The organism is Nonomuraea sp. CA-141351 (genome assembly GCF_050944675.1).
Classification (GTDB): domain Bacteria; phylum Actinomycetota; class Actinomycetes; order Streptosporangiales; family Streptosporangiaceae; genus Nonomuraea.
Genome location: NZ_CP191982.1, coordinates 1744985 through 1761184, shown reverse-complemented (window position 1 = coordinate 1761184; position 16200 = coordinate 1744985). Strand labels below are relative to the sequence as shown.

Sequence of the window (16200 nt, the reverse complement as noted above, 5' to 3'; positions counted from 1 at the left end):
GGCCCGGCGACCCCGCCGGGCTGTTCGAGAACGGCTTTTTCCATGCTCTTCGCGTTACCTCTTCCTCGGCGCCGTGCCCGGCGACGCCTGCTGGGACGGCTGCTGACGACCACCGCGGCCGTCACCTCCGCCGCCGTCCTGGTCTCCAGCGCCCAGCTCACGCCCCTACCCGCGCTGGGCGCCACGGCCGCCGTCGCGGATGCCGCCGACTACGACCTGGCCCACGCCGCAAAGGTCCGCGCGGCTCAATGCCTGCTCAGCGTCATGCAGCGCAAGGGCGGCCAGGAGCTCAAGGCGGTGGCCCGTACGGGTCTGCGCGGTACGGACACCGAACTGCTGCAGGCCGCCGACCCGGACTACTGGGAGGGCACGCCGCTGAGTGCCGCCTTCGCCAAGGACACGGCCTCGGCCTCGGCCAAGTCGGACGAGCTCTACGACCGCCACAACGTGTGGGAGCAATCCCTCGACGTCATTCCCCCTGCGGGCTACACGAACGTCGGGTTCCAGTGGATCGAGCAGAAGGACAACCCGTTCACCAAGGTGGGCCTGTCCGGCTGGATCTTCAAGCAGTCCATCCAGTTCGAGGACCCCCTCTACGAGGATCAGACCCCGCTGGCCGGGCCGGAGTCGGTGACCGCGGTCAACAAGATCGCCGCGGTCCGCTACCCCGAGGACGGCGGCGACTACGAGGGCTGGCGCGCCTGGTCGGCTATGACCTCCGGGCACGCCATGTACGCCGACGACGCGCGGGCCTTCCTGGAACGCGGCGGGTTCGCGACCAGCGCGCCCGACCCCGGCAGCATGGAGTTCCGGGTCGACGTCGAGAACCTCAAGGCCCGTTACGCCTCCTGCACCACCGGCAATCCGCCCGACCCGCGCAATGTCCTGACCGCCGAGTTCGCCACCGCCTCCGCCGAGTGGCAGCAGGAGGTCGACGGCCAGCGCGCCCAGCGTGACACCATCCTCGGCGAGGAGGCCCAGGCCAACGCCGACCTCCAGGTGGCCTCCCAGGCCCTGGGCGAGGCGCTCGGCCAGTCCACGATCGCGGTCCGGCTGGCGGACTGGCAGGCGTACTGGCTCAAGCAGACCCCCGAAAGCGCGGGCCTGGACTACCCGGACGCGGCGACGTTCACCAAGGTCAAGAACGACATCGTCAAGGCCCAGGCGATGGCGCTCGGCCGCAGCTTCGTGGCCTCGCGCGCCGCCCGCTCCGCGCAGCGGCACGCCACCGCCGCCGTCGCCGCCCAGCAGGCCGCTTACGCCATCGCCGACACCGCCGGGCTGCCCCGGGGCCGCGGCCTGCTCTACGGCCAGCAGGCGGTGCAGGTCACCCGCGCCACGGCCGCCGCCACCCTGGCCGTGGCCAAGGCCACCGATACCGCCTCCAACGCCACCCGTGCCTCGGCCGCCGACAGCAAGACGCTGATGGCGCTGGCCGAGACGCAGACGCACGCCTCGCAGGCCGAGTTCCGGCGTATCGCCGCCCAGGAGGCCGCCGCCCAGGCCAAGGCCGCCGCCGACGGCGCCGCCGCCCAAGCCGTCCTGGCCGCCTCCAACGCCACGAAGGCCAAAGAGGCCCAGGCCAGGGCCGAGGCCGCCGAGCTGACCGCCAAGAACGCCGCCGACGACGCCAAGGCCAAGCGCGAGACCGCCGAGGCTCAGCGCGACATCGCCAAGACCCAGAAGGAGATCGCCGCCGCCCGGCGCGCCGACGCCGCATCGGCGGAGGCGACCGCCCAGGCGCAACGCCAGGCGGCCGCCACCGCGCTCAGCGCCGCCCAGACGGCCGGAGCCACCGCGGCGGCGAAGAAGGAGGCGGCGCAGCAGGCCGAACGGAACGCGGCCGCGGCACGCACCACGGCCGTGCAGGCGGAGGCTACCCGCGACACGCTGGTGGCCAAGGCCGCCGCCCGCGAGGCGTACGCGGCCGCCAAGGAAGGCACCGAGGACGCCCACGACGCGCGGGCCGCCGCCGACCAGGCGCGGGCCGCCGCTGACCAGGCCACCACCGCCGCCACCAACGCCCGCGCCGCCGCCACCCAGGCTACCGCCGCCGCGTCAGCCGCCCGCGAGGCGGCGACCCGAGCCGAGGCCGCGGCCTCCCGCGCCAAGGCCGCCTCCGACGCCGCCCAGCGCGATGTGGCGATCACCAACGCCGCCGTGAAGAAGGCCCACGCGGCGGCGGCCGACGCCATCGCCGCCTCCGAGGCAGCCGCCGCCAATGTCCGCCAGGCCAAGATCTACGCCGACACCGCCCAGGCCAAGGCGGCCGCGGCCAAGGCGGACGCCATCGCGGCCCGCAAGGAGGCCGACCTGGCGCATGCCGCCGCGGTCCGTACTGCCGGGTTCGCCTACGCCACCGCCCAGGCGGCGCTGGCCGCCCGCGACTCGGCCATCCAGGTGATCAAACCGGCCAACGACGCGATCGAGCTCGGAGCCCCGTACAAGGACACCGATGCCTCGGCCGGTCTGGCCGTGCTGACCGCTCAGGCGTCCAAGACGCTCGCCGCCGCCCAGGCCGCCGTCGCGCAGGCCAAGGCCAATCAGGCGGCCAAGGCCGCCACCGAAGCCGCCGCCCTCGCCGCTCAGGCCGACGCCGACGCCAAGGTGGCCGCCACCGCGGCGGCCGAAGCGGCGGACTCCGCGTCCAAGGCCGCCGCCTCCCTGGCCAAGGCCCAGACCTCCGCGGCCGAAGCGGCCACGGCGGCCAAGGCCGCGGTCAAGGCCGAAGCCGACACGGTTGAATACGACCGCCAGGCCACCGCGGACGCCGCGGCCGCCGCGACGGCCGCCGACACCGCCGGCGGTTACGCCACCGACGCCCGTAACTCCGCCGACGCCGCCGAACAGGACGCCGCCTCGGCCCGCACCGCGGCCGGCGCCGCGGAGAGCGACGCCGCCACCGCTCGCGACGTCGCCACCCAGGCCGAGGCCGACGCCACCACCGCCGAAGCAGCCGCGGCCCGCGCCAAGGAACTCGCCGAGCAGGCCCAGGTGGCGGCCGCGGACGCCGAGGCGGCCGCAGACCGGGAGCGCGAGGCCGACCGGGCCTCGGAGTCAGGTCCGACGGGGATGTCCCACGTGATCGCTGTGCCGCAGGAGATCAGCCGAGAGATCAACCCCAAAGAGGACCTCTGCGTCGGCACGAACGGCTGCGACATCGACCTGGAGTACCACATTTGGGGGACACAGGACTACCTCCTGGAGACCTGCCCCGAGCCGGACCACGACCTCGTCAACTGCACCGGCTTCCCGGAATACGACTACCTCGGCAGCGGGCCGTTCGACGTCCGCTACGTCAAACGCACCCACTTCGACGGCAAGGAGCTGGTCACCGCCTTCCTGGAAGAGCTGGCCCAGGCACTGGTCCACGACTTCGTGGGCTGCTGGCGCAAGGTGAGCGGAAGCGGCGGAAGCGTCATCGACTGCGGGCTGGCCATCGGCTCCGTCGTCATCCCGCCCGCGGTCAAGACCGGATACGCCTACGCACTGTCCCTGCGCACGGCCATGCGCACCGGAGCCGGCTTTACCGACGCGCTGTTCCAGCTGCGATATTCGGGGCTGCCCGCCGAGGCGGTCTCCGGGCTGGAGCAAGTCGCGGGCAACACGCTGGCGGCCGGACACTGCTTCCCCGCCGGCACGCTCGTCCAAACCGAGTACGGCCCTCGCAAGATCGAGGACATACGGGTCGGCGACCGGGTCTGGTCCGCCGATCCGGTGACGGGCAGGCGGACCCTGCACCCGGTCACCCGGCTGTTCCACCGGACGGTGGACTCGCTGGTGAAGATCACCGCCGAGAGCGGCACGCTGTCGGTGAGCCAGGGTCACCGGTTCTGGGTCCAAGGCAGAGGCTGGACGCAATCGCAGGAACTGCGCGCGGGCGACGCGCTCCAGGACCCGTCCGGCAAGGCGGACCGCGTCCTGGCGGTGGCGTCCGGCGACGGCCCCACCGACGTGTACAACTTCGAGGTCGAAACCGACCACACCTACTACGTGTACGCGGGCTCGACCCCGATCCTGGTGCACAACGACTGCATCACTGACATCGTCAAGGCGGGCGACCACGTCGTCCTGGGCATCAACCCCTACTCTGACGATCTGGCCAAGAGCATCGGCGCGTTCACCTTCAACAATCGGGCGCTGGGAGCGCCGTACCCTAACGGCGACGGGCGGCCCATCTGGATGGTCGCGGTCACCGAGGCGGTGGGGGATCCCTCCATCCGGTTGTCCGTCTCTCTGGACGGCGTACCCGGTGCCACGACCGCAGACGAGGCACTTGCGGCTCTGCTGGCGCGGGGTGACACGGTACCCGCGGGGAACTGGGAGATGGTGGCGACGATCAACAGCGGCCTTGGGACGGCGTGGGAAATGACGGAGCTGCGCCGGGCGTACCGGCTGGAGAAGCGCACGTGGGACTCGATCGAGTTCCACATGACCAAGAACGGTGAGGTCATCAGGGTGTTCCCGAAGCCTCCGCCGCCACCGGGGTCGTGAGATGGAGTTCACCAGGGAAGGACGGCTCTTCCGCGTCGTCCGTTTCGATCCGTCGCACCGGCAGCTGCTGCTGCGCAGCGACGCCGTGGCGGTGGACCGGACCACCACGGTGGTCGAGATCCACATCGGCCACGTCGAGCTGATGCTGCTCAAGCCCATCTACCGGGACGGGCTGCACATCCGGCGCGCCTCCGCGGCCGAGTTCGCCGAACTGCGTGAGCGGCACGGTCTCGAAGCGGACGCGGGGGGCTGGACGTGGATGATCGAGCGACACGGCGGCAGCTTCGTCGTCGGCGGCCAACCGGCCTGGCGCGAGACGCAGTATCCGCCCGCCGACCGTGAGTGGCTGTTCGACTTCACCAAGCCCTGGCCGCCGGACTACCCGGCGCAGTGGGGCATCGTCGAGTAGGCGCATCCCGGCCCCGGGCACGACCCGGGGCCGGGATGCTACTTTCGCTCGGTTTGTTGCCGTACGGCTCCTCGCATGGCGTGCCGGTACCTGCCGGGTGGCATCCCGAGCTCACGCTTGAAGGCCCCGGCGAAGGCGAACTCTGAGGTGTATCCGACCTGATCGGCGACCGCGCCCAGGGGAGCGTCGGTATCGCGTAGTTGCCGTGCGGCCGTGGTCATCCGGCACCAGGTCAGGTAGGCGAGCGGTGGGCAGCCCACCAGACCTGTGAACCGGCGTGCGAACGCCGCGCGCGACAGCCCCGCGCGTTCGCCCAGCTCTGCGACGGTCCATGGCTGGGCCAGATCGCTGTGGACGGCGTCCAGCGCGGCCAGGATCGAGGGTGCGCTCAGCGCGCCGGCCCAGCCGGTGGTGATGCCGTCGTCGGCCCGGTCGTCGAACCAGGCCCGCAAAATGTAGAGCAGCAGCAGGTCCACCAGTGCGGGTACGGCCGTGCCGGCATCGGCTCGTCCGCCAGCCGCGCAGATGTGGCACGACGCACTCAAGCTCCACAAGGACGGGCGGATCAGGGTCACTGAGGCACGAGCCTCCGACTACATCGGTGAAGGCGCCGTCTCGTACCTGACCGAGAGCGTCCTTCGACCGCTGGCTACGGGGAAGCGCGCAATGGTGCCCGCGGACCTCGACGCACCGCACTCCTGGACCTACATCGGCGATGTCGCCCGCACCCTGATCGCCCTCGCCGATGACGCCCGGGCCTGGGGCAAAGCCTGGCACGTGCCGAGCCAACCGGCCGCTTCGGTCCGGGAGATCGCCGTCCGTGCGGCCCACCTGGCCGGGGCGCCCCAGCCACGGTTGACCTATATGCCGAAGTCGGTGTTGTGGCTCGCCGGTCTCCTCGCCCCGATCGGTGGAGACAACGCGAAAATGGTACGAGAACTCCGCGAGGTGGCCTGCCAACGGCACAACCCGTGGCTTCTCGATTCCTCCACAACATCCGAGACCTTCGGCCTGAAGCCGACGCCGTTGGACGACTCGCTGCGCGAGACCATGGCTTCCTACCGTACGCCGTGAACGCCTGCAGCCCAGAGCGTTGGGCAGCGCGCGTCTCATCACGAGACCGCTCCAGCTCCGTCCTGTGGCCGAAGTGCTCCCGCTGGAGGGTAAGTCCTTGAGCCTGGTCAGTGCTGGGCGTTCTCGTAGTAGGCGCGGACGCGGGTGGCGAGGTGGTGTTCGTCCAGTTCGACGACGTCCAGGACGCGGTTGCCGTTATCGCGCTGGTAGAGGAGGGCGTATCCGCTGGGGTTGGTCAGCAGTGCTTCCTCGATGAAGCTGAGATCGGGGGCGAGCTCCAGGCCACGGGCAAAGTGACGGCGTAGTTCGTCCTTGCCGTGCAGACGGCCGTCCGGTCGTCCCCAGCGAGTGACCACGGTGGGCGCGCTGAAGTCAACGTCGTCGGCGTAGCAGGCCATGATCGCGTCGAGGTCGTGGCTGTTCCATGCGGTGAGCCAGTGGTCTGCGTGAATGCGGGCGTTCATGACGCCAAGTGTGGCGCACTGCTCAGCAGAGCGGGCGGTGGGACATCGTCGGCGGACGGCCGTAGCGCCCATAGGCGATTTGAGAGCCGGCAGCAGCGCCCGGATTGTCGATCGGGGCCCCGGGGGAACCAAGTGGCTTCAGTTCGTAACCTGACCATCGGCCTGGCCGGATTCATCGGTTCGACCAACATCGCCGCCGCCGACCACCCCGCGGACGCACTCCAGCCACTCGGTCTCATAACACGAGAACGCTTCGGCCCCGGCAACCCGGCCGATGTCGATCAGTGGCTACTTGGTCGGCCGGCGCACAATATGTAGACGATCGCTTAAGAGGTACAGACGTTCGCTTCTTGAACAACTGTAGTTCGCACTCATACGGTGATGCGTGGCCCGCTTCGGTGCGGTCCGCGCGATGAAGGGAATCCTTAGTGTCCAGGGCAATGACGGCGCCATGACCCATAGATAAAACGTTCACGCCCCTCCTTCGTTTTGTCGCGCGGCCGCGACTCCTGTTCCTTTCGGTCCTATGCGCAGGCCACGGTCACGTCGGACGGCGCGAGCCGAGTGTCCGCGCAACTCCCCGTCGGCGGCAGTATCAATGTCGTGTCGAGCGCGAAAGCCGATCGGGAGTCCGGCGAACGGGTGGCACCGATGCTGCGGCCGGTCTACGGACCTCCCGCCTATTGGCATGCCCACCTGTATGCACGTGGAAGCCCATGCCATCCGACCGAGTCCTTGACTTCTCCATTGACTGATAGCCAACTTGCTTCACCGATCACCACATGATCAATCGAATTCCTCGGACGATATTCCTCCAATCAGAAAGAGGTACGAGCATGTTCCTGCGAAGACTGCATTTAGCGGCCATCGTGGGCGGCGTTGCGGCCGCAGCTCTGGGCATATTTCCGACCGGCATCGGAACAGCTTACGCAGATGACACCCCCCAGCCCCATATCGTCGGTGGCACCACGGCAACCGAGAACTATCCGTTCATGGTTTCACTGCAGACAAGCAAAGACGGTGACCCGAACCATCACATCTGCGGTGGATCACTGATCGCCCGGAATTGGGTCGAGACGAACGCGCACTGCGTCACCAACTTCGACGGAAGCGCCAAGGACCCGTCGCTCTACCATGTCCGGGTCGGTTCCAATGACCGCACAACAGGCGGCACAGTCGCCAACGTGACCGGGATCGAGGTCTATCCGGGATGGGACTGGCTGGCCGACGACGGTGTCGATAACTACGTCGGAGACGTTGCGCTGCTCAGACTGGACCGGAAAATCTCCAGCGGTGTCATCACGGTCGCCGACCAGACACCTCCGGAGGGCACTGCGGTTCGCGTTCTGGGCTGGGGCCGCCTGAACCCCGACGGCAGCGGGGATCAGCCCACGCAACTGCAGCAACTCGACACCTCGGTGCTCGACACGGAGGTGTGTGGCGAAGATGACGGCTTTGGCGAACTCTGCGCGGAGACACCGGGTTCCGCAGGGCCATGCAACGGTGACTCCGGTGGTCCTGCGATCGAGAAGGCAGACGGCCGCTGGGTGCTGGTCGGCAGCGACAGCCGCGGCACCACCGACCTTTGCGGCGACGGGCCCGACGTCTTCACCAATGTCACCCTGTATCGATCGTGGATCCACGCAGTCATATACAACCTGAACTAGCCGCCTATCCTGAGCGGGGGCCGGGCGTCTGCCACCAGGAGCCCGGCCCCACCGTCTCGGGTGTGCCGGCTCCAAGGGTGGTCACGGGGCTTGCATGAATCGGAACGAATAGATTCCTGTTCGGAAGAGCTAGCGATCCAGTGACAGTTCGCAATCCTGGGTCAGAGATGATGAAGACGGCCACCTTGGAGCCTGGCTCCGACGATATGCATCGGCTGGACAACGTGTAGACCCAGGAACCTCGTTTGAGCCTCGTGCGTTTCCTGCATGTCACCTCTTGGCACAAGGAGAACCATGAACTTAGGGCTCCCGGAACTCATCCAGCTGCTGGTGATCGGCGGCGTGGTGTTCCTCATCGTGCGGCTGGCAACGCGCCGCCGAAAGTAGGGTCGCTCGATCGAAGAACTTCTGTACTGGCCTGTTTGGCGACGCCGTCACCAGGCACGAGCCCGCCGCTGCCACTACCGGTGCAGATTCCAACCATGGTCTCAAAGTGTTACTGGAGTACCAGCCGATTTTCGGCCGCCCCTTCTACCTTCGCCTCGACAGGTATCGCAAGTCACAGGCGGACGACGTCTTCTGTCACACGCTGAAGAACTGGGCCTGCAACGCGTACAACATCTTTGTGCGCTCCACCTGCAGGAGATGGGCGTGGATCTACCGCCAAGGGGTTCGCCTCGGCAACCCCGAGAACGGCGCGAACACCACGCACTGACGAACCACAGGCCGGATGGCGGGACAGCTCGCCATCCGGCCCTCCTTTCATTCGCGTATCAACACAGCAGGCGGGCATGACGAGGATTCTCCGGCGCAGGCACGGAAGAAGGGCGGCGCTGGTGGCCGGCTCTTGTCTGGCCGTCGTGGTGCTGTCGGCCGGATATGCCGAGTACGTCTCCCTGACCTCCGGCACCCCCCATCGGCGCGGGCGTGCTGCTGATGGTCATCACACTGCCGACCTCGCTCATAGTGCTGCTCCCGCTGCAAGCCGGCATCGCGGAAGACGTCCTGGACGGCGACGCCCTCACCCTCGCCCTGGTGGCGTGCGGCGCTTTCCAGGCCTGGCTGCTGTGGCTACTCCTACGCGGGCCCCGCACCCTGGCAAGGCGACGTGAAGCTCCATCTCGACGCTCCGGACGGGGATGTAATCGCCACAGGGGGCGCAGCCGCTCGCGTCGGTCCCGGTTGTCGTGCTCCTGGCTGGCCGATCAGTCACGGGCGGAGCACCGCGGGGGTCAGCCCGCGCGACTCAGCGCACAAGGAGGCCGGCGAGCGCGGCTTCCGCCATGGCATCGGCTTCGGACGGGCCGAGCGGAGCATGACCGCTGACCAGGCGGAAAATGATCGCACCGAACAGGACATCCTGGGCCACCTCCACGTCGATGTCGGTCCGCAACTCTCCGCGGTCGACGCCGCGATGCCAGATCTGGCGGATCAACTCGCGGCGGCCCGCCAGGAATCGCCGCCGGAGCAGCTCGGCCGCCTCCGGGTCGGTGACCGTGGCGGCCAGGAGCTGGGCGTAGACCCGGCCGACCGGGCTCGCGTAGAACGCGGCGACGTTGCGTACCTGCTCGGTGAGGTCCTCGCGGGCCGAACCTGTGTCGGGGACGGGCGTCGTCTCGGCCATGTGCAGGTCGAAGGCGTCGATGGCGACGCAGATGCGGTTGGGCCAGTGCTTGTAGATGGTGGCCTTGCTCACCCCGGAGCGAGCGCTGACGGCGTCGACCGTCGCCGCCGGCAGCCCGCCCTCGGAGAGCAGCTCAGTGGTGGCGCGCAGAACCGCGTCGCGCACCCGTATGCTGCGGGCGCCAAGGGGGCGCCCCGGCTCAGGCGGCATCGTCGTGCACCGTCCCCACGGCGACCTCCCGCCACTGGTCGAGCTCGGTCGCGACCTGCTGGAGCTTGGCCTCGACGCGGGCCACACAGTCGGCGCCGAGCTGGAGCCGCATCGGCGGGTTCGGCGCGGCGGCGAGCGCGACGATCGCCTCAGCCGCCTTCACCGGATCACCTGGCTGGGCGTGGTTGCGCTCGACGGCCACCACGCGGGTCTTGCCGGAGGTCTCGGCGTAGTCCTCGATGACCCGCGCGGTCGAGTGCAGCGAGGAGTCGTCGAGGAAGTCCGTACGGAAGAAGCCGGGCTCAACGATGGTCACCTGAACGCCCAGCGGGGCCAGCTCGCCGCGCATCGCCTCACTGAGACCCTCGACGGCGAACTTCGTCGAGCCGTACACTCCCCAGCCCGGGCCCGTGGTGAAGCCGCCGACCGAGCTGATGTTGAGCACCCGTCCCGACCCCTGCTGCCGCATCACCGGCAGCACGGCCCGGCTGACCGCCAGAAGACCGAAAACGTTGACCTCATAGACCGCCCTGACCTCGGCGTCGCTCGCTTCCTCCACCCCACCGAGCAGCCCTCGGCCCGCGTTGTTGACCAGAACGTCGATGCGCCCGAAGCGGTCGACGGCGGTCGTCACCGCCTGCCGGGCGGCGGCCTCGTCGGTGACGTCCAGCCGCACGGCCAGCAAGCGGTCACCGACGTCCGGGAGCGCCGCCTCGACCTGCTTCGGGTCGCGCGCGGTGGCGACCACGGCATCCCCTTCACTCAACGCCCTGCGGGCGATCTCCAACCCGAACCCGCGCGACGCACCCGTGATGAACCAGACCCGCATGAATCCTCCTATGTGAACTGAACGTTCAGTTCACTCTAGCACGCGGATCGCCATACGGGATTTACCGGAGCCAAGGTGGAGACGCGCGTTCCATTGGCTGGGCCCGTTCGAAATCAGCAAGGAAAGGTGAGCCCGTGACACCGCTTGGCATCATCGACCTGGTCGCCGAGGACGTCACGGACATCACCTGGGAAGAGCTGACCGGGCAGATCGTGAACGGCACGTCGCCGTGCGGCAACGGTTGCGGGACCACCATTCCCGTCACCACCCCGACGGACCAGGTAACGCAGACGGCCGACACCGCCATTATGGTTGGCGCCGGCCCCTGCGGCGATTTCTTCGCCAAGGTCGGCAAGGACTACAACACGCGTTTGGTCGGCCCGCTCGATCTTGCCTTGGCGTCGGGGTGGTAGGCGGGCACCACCGCCACCTCGACACCAAGCGCGTTGGCGGCATCGCGGACGGATCCGGCAGCGAACTCGCGGCCGTGGTCCAGCCACAACATCCCCGCCACCCCGCAGCCCGGGCCGGTGTCGTCGGGCAGCATGCCCATGCGCAGAGCGGTCAGCACCGTGCCGGCGTGTGGGGTGAGCGCGATCCTGGACGACGACAGGCCAGAATCGTCTGCGCTTGATCAAGGTCGTCCATCTCAAACACTCACTCAGTTATCCCAGTTGTCCGTGCTCGTAATTACTGGAGGGTTCTGGCGTACCTGGATCTTGTTCGGTGCGAAGCTGTATTTGTTGAAAATGGCCTGGCTCGTGATCCAGCGGTAGCCGCCGATGCCGGCATCCCGCTGGTCCCAGATGTAGACGCGAGGATCGTTGGCGCCCTTGACCAGCCCGGTTTCAGTCCATAGAAACGCCCCTCCGAAGCACGACGATACGGTGTCGTTGGGCCACTCCGAGATGCCGTCCCACGTGTTCCACAGTGCGAAGTAGACGGATTGGTCGGCGATGGCGTACGCGACATTATCCGGACCCACGAGGTACACCCTGGAGGAACCGCTCATCCGGAACCGCTGTCCCGACACCGGACAAGCGAATACACCCTGCTCCGGCGTTGACTCGGCATTTGAAACCCCGGCTGTTCCCACGAACAGGGGCAGGCCCACGACGACGGCCAGGCAGGTGCGGCGAATCCTGCGATTTGTGAACACTTATCGTCCTCTCTTGTACTGACAGACCCCACCAACGTTGGCTCTGCGGTCGATCGCCCTTGCCTCCAGTGGAGGGGCGCATTTTTGAAAGGGTTCTTCTGGCTAATGCATACATACGCGAACTGCGGTTCTCCTGCCCGGGCGCCCTCATGGCGCCCGGGCTTGGATATCAGTGGCCGATTGTCAAGCCGCAGGCCGATCGCCTATGGCCGGGCGTAGCCGATATTGTCCAGGGTCGTTCGCAGCACACGGGCGTACGCGGAGGTGCCGTCCGACTTGGGATGGAACGATTCCCGGCTGATGCACAGATTGCTCTCCCAGATGCACAACGGGCTCGGCTCATCTCCTTGGTGGAAGTCGCCCTCTCCCTTGGGCCCGGTCACGAGCGCGTTGATGTAGCTGGGATTGTCACAGATGACCGTCTGGTAGAACTCCATATCCGGCCTGGCGAAGAACACGGGGATTCCCGTGGCGCGCAGTGTCTCGGTCAGTGTCTCCTGCTGGCTGCTCAGTTCCTGCACCAGACCGGCCACGGATCTGGCCTCGTCCAGCGGGATCAGGTTCGACATGGCGGCGCACTCGTGCGCCGTGCTGATCGGCTCGGGATAGCCGAGCAACATGATCGTGGCGTTGACCGCCTTGGCCCTGATTGCTTTGATCACGTTGGTGACGTTGCCGGCCATCTCGCCGGCACGTGCTTTCTGCACCTCGATGGTCGCGGCGCAGTCCGGGAGCTTGCCCGGGACTATGCAGGTGTTGATGACCTTGGAGAAGGTGCCGGTCGCGTCGCCGCCCAGCGGGTCGTTGCCGCCCAGGGTGAGCGTTACCAGGGTGGTGTTCTCGTCCAGCACCCCCGATTCGATCTGCGCGATCTCGTGGAACTGCCCCTCGCCTTTCTCATAGGCGTCCGGCGAGTTCCAGGAGTCGGGGTCGCGCCACCCGGCCGCGTTCACGCTTTTCGCTCCCGAGCAGGCCACGAAGCCCAGTTCGTGATTGGCGTCGAAACGGTCGGAAAGCGCGCCGAGGCTTTCGGTGTCGCCGGGCAGGACCACCTTGCGCGAGTAGGAGTCGCGGCTACGGCGGCAGGCGTTCCAGTAGGCGGTGCCGTGGTCGGCGTCGGATGCGGGGAAATAGTTTCCAGCGCCTTCGCCACTGCTGTAGGAGTCGCCGAGGGCCGCGACGATGTGCTTGGGTTTTCCAGGCAACTTCTGCACCGCGATCGCGTCCCAGGCGATGCGCACGGTGCCCTTCCCATCCTTGGTGATATTGCTGAGCCGGACGCTGGGGACGGTGCCGTTGAAGTTGTACACGCCCAGCGAGACCCACCCGTTCGCACCGATCTGCTGGGGCAGGTAACGCTTCCTGCCATAGGTGCGTGAGCCGTCCACATCAATCTCGTAGGCGGCCTGCTGGGTACGTGCCCCGACGACCGGCAGATGCACCAGGACACGGGCCCAGCCGGCGCTCTGGTTCAACGTCCAGGTTCCGCGCGCCCTGCGACCGGCGCTCGACGGGATGGTGTTGCTCATCCAGAACTGGCCCGCGAACCCGCTGCCTATCTGGTGCACGTCGACCTTGCCCGGATAGTTACCCGATATGTCAGCCAAGAAGTCGAACTGGAAAGAGCCGGCACTGGTGTAGGCGGGAGAACAGCTCGGCCTCACCGAGGGGACACCGGTGGGCAGGTTGTCGACGATCAGGGCGCCGGACGGCAGCCCGGCCAGGCCACAGTTGGGGGCATAGCTGGTGGCGTCGTCCTGGTAGGCGTATCCGGGGTCGAAGCGCAGCAGTTCGCGTCCGCAGGTGCTCTGGCAGTCGTCGATCCACTGGGCCCGCTGGTGGTACCAGCATTTCAGGTCGTACTGGCCGACGCTGTTCTGGTGCGCGCACGGGCCCGCCGGCTCGTCCTCCAGGCCCGGCTCGTTCGGGTCGAAGTGCCCGTCGGGCCAGTAGCACTGGTTGCTCTCATCGCAGAACTGGTGCACCGGCGGGCGGACGTTCGCGCGGTCGGCGTCGGTCAGCCACCACGCGGCCCGGTAGCCGTGCACCAGGGTGCCCGGGGTCTCGATGAGCTCGATCGGGTGACCCGCCCAGCCCATCACCTTCTCCGGGTACGGCCAGTTCTGCGGCTGCGCCGCATCGGCGTAGGACGTCTCCAGGAACGGGTTGCGGTCGGCGGGATAGCGCGGATTGACCGGGTTGTTGAGCCAGCCCACGCCCCAGGGCGACCCATTGTGGGTGTCGGGGTAGAAGCCGGAGTTGTAGGCCCACACGGCGTAGAACCAGTTCTCGATCCGGTCCGTCGTGCCGTTGTTGACGATCAGCCCGGCGCGCCGGGTCTCGTTCCACTTGTCCTGCAGGATCTGCAGGCCCCTGGCGACGTTGGCGGCGAAGTCCAGGGCGATCGCCCGCTGCTGGTTGTAGGGCAGCGCCGTCTCACCGGGCTTCTCCTTGCCGGCCAGGCGCATCCCGTCGGTGACCTGCATGACCCCGTACCCGCAGTCGGCCTCGGGCCAGCGGATCGCCCAGTCATCACCCTCATCGTCGTTGTAGTAGTCGATACCGAAATAGTTACCGATCAGCGGATTCGCCGTCACCCCCGGCACCGCGAAACGCGCCGCCTGCCACATGTTGGACTCCTGAGCCGCGATCCCCAGCAGCACCTGCGCGGGAACATAGCCACCGCCGTCCAGCGCCCGGGGCGGAAACAGTCCCTGCGGGCTGTAGGCAGGCATGCCGAGGTTCTTCCAGTTCTCCGGACGCTGCACCGTCAGCACGCCCCTGACAGCCTGATCCGCAGCCCATTCCACCTGCCGCGGCTTGGGCTGCATAGCCTGGTTACGCGGGTCGTTGCGGGCCACCGAACAGTACCGCTGATCACCGTCGGCTGGGTCGTTGGGATTGCCCGCCGCCACCGAGCCCCGGCCCAGCGCCGGGCTCGGCTCCGAACCACCTTCGGCACCGCCACCCGGGGTCACCGACAAGGTGAACGTCTTGTTGGTCGTCAGTGACATGGCGGTGATGTCAACCGGCTGCGGTGCGGCTGGGTCCGCCGGCGGCACCCTCGGGTCCTTGGTCTTCGAGCGTAACACCGAGGTGATGGAGAGCCCGCTGGACATCGTCGCGGTCGTGTCCTGCGGCACGCCGGCCAGCACGACGCTCGGCGCTGTCGAACGATTCCGCGAGGCTTTCGCGCCGGTCACGAACACCTGACCGCCACGGGCCGAGCGCACGCTCACATCCGTGATCGCGCCGGTCGCAAGCGTCGTGACCGCATTGCCCTTCTTCAGATCCACCCGATGCACCGAGGCCGTCTGCTCATCCTCGACCTGGGCGTACACCACCCCGCCATCGGCATCAGCGGCCAGCCGATAGGGCACCCCCTTGGCAATTGCCACCACCGTGCGCCTGCCGTCCGGGCGCACCCGGACCACCGCGCTGGAATCGGCGGCCACGATCCCGCCCTCGACCGGCAAGGCCGAGGTCAGCTGTCCGGGGATCTCAATGGGCTGGTCCAGCTTGCCGCTGGTGCTGTCGAGCCGGAACAGGCGGGTGGCGCCCCGGTCCTCAGTACCGTCCTGCGTGAGGACAACCGACTCCGACGGTCCGCAGCCGGGGTTGAAGTAGGCCAGCGTGGTCTGAAGGGGCAACTTGCGCACCGCGCCGCCATTCAGGTCGACGATCGCGGTGAACCCGCCACGCTCATTCAACTCGCTCTTGTTGGTGAACGTACGCGGTGCGTAGACGACCACCGCCCTATCCCCGGAGCCCGTCACGCAGATGTTGCCGATCCACGAGTCGGTCTCGAACCCCGGCTCTGACAGCGAAACCGCCGTCCGCCACTGGTAACCATCCTTGGCATCGGCCACCAGCACATGGAACCCGGTGGCGTCCCCGGAGGTGGTCACGGCCCGATCGGAGGATTTCTTCCAGCCGGTGCCCAGGATCTCTTCTCGTTTGCCCGGATCGATGCTCTTGGGCGCGGCGGTTTTCGTGGCGGGGACCGCCAGGTCTGTCTCGGGCGGTGGCGGTGCCGGCCGAGCGGCCGCGGGCACCGGCGCCAGTAATAACGTCAAGACGGCGGAAACTGTGGCGAGCGATTTTCGGGAGCGCACAACTACTCCTTTGAACGGAGGGGAGGGCTGAGCCGGCTCTGCTGCGCTTGGTGAAGGGCGGTCCCAGCGCCCCTTTTTTCCGGCGGGCGGTTGATGCATGGCAGCCGAATGCGCGGCACCCGGCCTGTGAGCGTGGCCGGCTGAAGGGACGGCTC

At 68.0% G+C, this 16200-nt stretch carries 13 protein-coding genes and 1 pseudogene; 7 read left to right on the top strand and 7 right to left on the bottom strand.

Going from position 1 to position 16200, the window contains the following annotated elements:
* Positions 1-42: 42 nt before the first annotated feature.
* Complete coding sequence (locus ACQPWU_RS08785) at positions 43-4494, top strand: polymorphic toxin type 27 domain-containing protein (RefSeq protein WP_433438283.1); 4452 nt, start codon at positions 43-45, stop codon at positions 4492-4494.
* A 1-nt stretch (position 4495) separates the two neighbouring features.
* Positions 4496-4903 (top strand): hypothetical protein, encoded by a 408-nt coding sequence (locus ACQPWU_RS08780; protein ID WP_433438282.1) that lies wholly within the window; start codon positions 4496-4498, stop codon positions 4901-4903.
* A 38-nt stretch (positions 4904-4941) separates the two neighbouring features.
* Here the strand turns inward: ACQPWU_RS08780 and ACQPWU_RS08775 are convergent.
* Positions 4942-5400 (bottom strand): annotated as a pseudogene (locus ACQPWU_RS08775) (helix-turn-helix transcriptional regulator); the annotation flags it as partial.
* A 169-nt stretch (positions 5401-5569) separates the two neighbouring features.
* Between ACQPWU_RS08775 and ACQPWU_RS08770 the strand changes: the two are divergent.
* Positions 5570-5977: a hypothetical protein gene (locus ACQPWU_RS08770; RefSeq protein WP_433438281.1), complete on the top strand. Its 408-nt coding sequence runs from the start codon at positions 5570-5572 to the stop codon at positions 5975-5977.
* A 107-nt stretch (positions 5978-6084) separates the two neighbouring features.
* On the opposite strand, the gene ACQPWU_RS08765 is transcribed toward ACQPWU_RS08770, so the two are convergent.
* Positions 6085-6441, bottom strand: coding sequence for a nuclear transport factor 2 family protein (locus ACQPWU_RS08765; protein ID WP_433438280.1), 357 nt, complete (start codon positions 6439-6441; stop codon positions 6085-6087).
* 836 nt (positions 6442-7277) lie between these two features.
* Between ACQPWU_RS08765 and ACQPWU_RS08760 the strand changes: the two genes are divergently transcribed.
* From ACQPWU_RS08760 to ACQPWU_RS08750, 3 genes are all read left to right on the top strand, one after another.
* The gene (locus ACQPWU_RS08760; RefSeq protein WP_433438279.1) at positions 7278-8108 is read left to right on the top strand and encodes a S1 family peptidase; all 831 of its coding nucleotides are present in this window, start codon (positions 7278-7280) and stop codon (positions 8106-8108) included.
* A gap of 493 nt (positions 8109-8601) precedes the next feature.
* Positions 8602-8823, top strand: a complete 222-nt coding sequence (locus tag ACQPWU_RS08755; RefSeq protein WP_433438278.1) for a hypothetical protein — start codon at positions 8602-8604, stop codon at positions 8821-8823.
* Positions 8824-9035: 212 nt separating this feature from the next.
* Entirely contained in the window at positions 9036-9434 is a 399-nt protein-coding gene (locus tag ACQPWU_RS08750; protein ID WP_433438276.1) for a hypothetical protein, read from the top strand.
* Here the strand turns inward: ACQPWU_RS08750 and ACQPWU_RS08745 are convergent.
* Both ACQPWU_RS08745 and ACQPWU_RS08740 read right to left on the bottom strand, forming a co-directional pair.
* Positions 9355-9897 (bottom strand): TetR/AcrR family transcriptional regulator, encoded by a 543-nt coding sequence (locus ACQPWU_RS08745; RefSeq protein ID WP_433438274.1) that lies wholly within the window; start codon positions 9895-9897, stop codon positions 9355-9357. The two genes, ACQPWU_RS08750 and ACQPWU_RS08745, sit on opposite strands and share 80 nt — an antisense overlap.
* 34 nt (positions 9898-9931) lie before the next feature.
* A complete protein-coding gene (locus tag ACQPWU_RS08740; protein ID WP_433438273.1) occupies positions 9932-10771 on the bottom strand; it encodes an oxidoreductase in 840 nt (279 codons plus the stop codon).
* Between the two features lie 134 nt (positions 10772-10905).
* Between ACQPWU_RS08740 and ACQPWU_RS08735 the strand changes: the two genes are divergently transcribed.
* Positions 10906-11184 carry a hypothetical protein gene (locus ACQPWU_RS08735; RefSeq protein ID WP_433438272.1) on the top strand — a complete coding sequence of 93 codons (279 nt, stop codon included), beginning with the start codon at positions 10906-10908 and terminating at the stop codon, positions 11182-11184.
* Here ACQPWU_RS08735 and ACQPWU_RS08730 read toward each other — a convergent pair.
* The 3 genes from ACQPWU_RS08730 to ACQPWU_RS08720 form a co-directional block, all read right to left on the bottom strand.
* On the bottom strand, positions 11130-11342 hold the full coding sequence (locus ACQPWU_RS08730) for a hypothetical protein (RefSeq protein WP_433438271.1): 213 nt from the start codon (positions 11340-11342) through the stop codon (positions 11130-11132). The genes ACQPWU_RS08735 and ACQPWU_RS08730 overlap by 55 nt on opposite strands.
* A 90-nt stretch (positions 11343-11432) precedes the next feature.
* Positions 11433-11930, bottom strand: coding sequence for a hypothetical protein (locus ACQPWU_RS08725; protein WP_433438269.1), 498 nt, complete (start codon positions 11928-11930; stop codon positions 11433-11435).
* A gap of 203 nt (positions 11931-12133) precedes the next feature.
* A complete protein-coding gene (locus tag ACQPWU_RS08720) occupies positions 12134-16006 on the bottom strand; it encodes a hypothetical protein (protein ID WP_433438267.1) in 3873 nt (1290 codons plus the stop codon).
* Positions 16007-16200 lie beyond the last annotated feature (194 nt).